This is a genomic window from Hydrogenophaga sp., from assembly GCF_041633695.1.
In the GTDB taxonomy this organism is placed as follows: Bacteria; Pseudomonadota; Gammaproteobacteria; order Burkholderiales; family Burkholderiaceae_C; genus Hydrogenophaga.
Genome location: NZ_JBFJMY010000697.1, coordinates 1 through 1,530, shown reverse-complemented (window position 1 = coordinate 1,530; position 1,530 = coordinate 1). Strand labels below are relative to the sequence as shown.

At 64.2% G+C, this 1,530-nt stretch carries 1 protein-coding gene; it reads left to right on the top strand.

Going from position 1 to position 1,530, the window contains the following annotated elements:
* Positions 1 to 1,303, top strand: a 1,303-nt coding sequence (locus ABYB95_RS23335; protein WP_372662705.1) for an AMP-binding protein, incomplete at its 5' end; no start/stop codon positions are given.
* Between the last annotated feature and the right edge of the window lie 227 nt (positions 1,304 to 1,530).

Genomic DNA, 1,530 nt, shown 5'->3' with positions numbered 1-1,530 from the left:
CGAGCGCGGGCAGGTGCGCCACGTGGTGGCGGGCAGTGCGCAGGTGGGCAAGTTCGAGGCGCTGGCGGGCGACTACACACGCGTCAGCGTGGGCGATCCCGCCCCCGGCTGGCTGCGTTTCGAAGATGCGGACCAGGCCACCACCGCGTTCACACCCGATGGCCCCACCCGCGCCACCGACCCGCTGCTGCTGTACTTCACCTCCGGCACCACCTCCAAGCCCAAGCTGGTGCTGCACACGCACCAGAGCTATCCCGTGGGCCACCTGGCCACGATGTTTTGGATCGGCTTGCTGCCGGGCGATGTGCACCTGAACATCTCCTCGCCGGGCTGGGCCAAACACGCTTGGAGCTGTTTTTTCGCACCCTGGAACGCCGGCGCCTGCATCTTCATCTACAACTACACGCGTTTTGATGCGCAAGGCCTGCTCTCGGTGCTGGAGCAACACCGCGTGACCAGTCTGTGCGCACCGCCCACCGTGTGGCGCATGCTGATTCAGGAAGACCTTGCAGCGCGGCGTGAACGCCTGAGCCTGCGTGAGCTGATCGGCGCTGGCGAGCCGCTCAACCCCGAAATCATCGAGCAGATACGGGCCGCCTGGGGCCTGAGCCTGCGCGACGGTTACGGCCAGACCGAGACCACGGCCCAGGTCGGCAACCCGCCCGGGCAATTGCTCAAGCCGGGCTCCATGGGGCGCGCGCTGCCGGGTTACCGCATCGAGTTGCTGGACGTGGACGGGAAGCCCGCAAACGAAGGCGAGGTGTCGCTGCCGCTGGCCCAACGACCGCTGGGCCTGATGGCGGGCTACCAGGGCAGCGAAACACAGAACAACGAAGCCATGCGCGACGGCCATTACCACACCGGTGACATCGCGCAGCGCGATGCCGACGGCTACATCACCTTCGTGGGCCGCGCCGACGACGTGTTCAAGGCGTCGGACTACCGCATCAGCCCGTTCGAGCTGGAAAGCGCGCTGATGGAGCACGAGGCCGTGATGGAGGTCGCCGTTGTGCCCAGCCCCGACCCCGTGCGACTGGCGGTGCCCAAGGCCTACCTGATTCTGCGTCCCGGAGCCCAGGCCGGCCCCGAACTGGCGCAGGACATTTTTGACTTTTCGCGCCGCAACCTGGCGCCCTACAAGCGCATCCGCCGGCTGGAGTTCGTCCAAGAGCTGCCCAAAACAGTCTCCGGCAAGATCCGGCGCGTGCAACTCAGGACCGAAGAAAATCGGCGCGCGGCCGAAGGCACCCGTGGCGAAGGGGCGTTCCAAGAAGACGACTTTCCGGTCCGCCCGCAGAGCTGATGCTGAAACGCTTCGGCGTTTTGAGGATGCACTCGCGTCCGTTTTGGAGGGTCGCGTCATCCACGACAACGTGGCTGCCAGACTACTGTGTCTGGGTGGTTTCCAAAGGCCAGCGGTTCGTTGACTGGGCATTGCATTTTGGAGCGCATTCTTGAGCTCCAAAATAACCTGGCGGAATCAATAATTCGGTGTTGTATTTGATTGTTGATTTCGTTGGGCTAATGTTT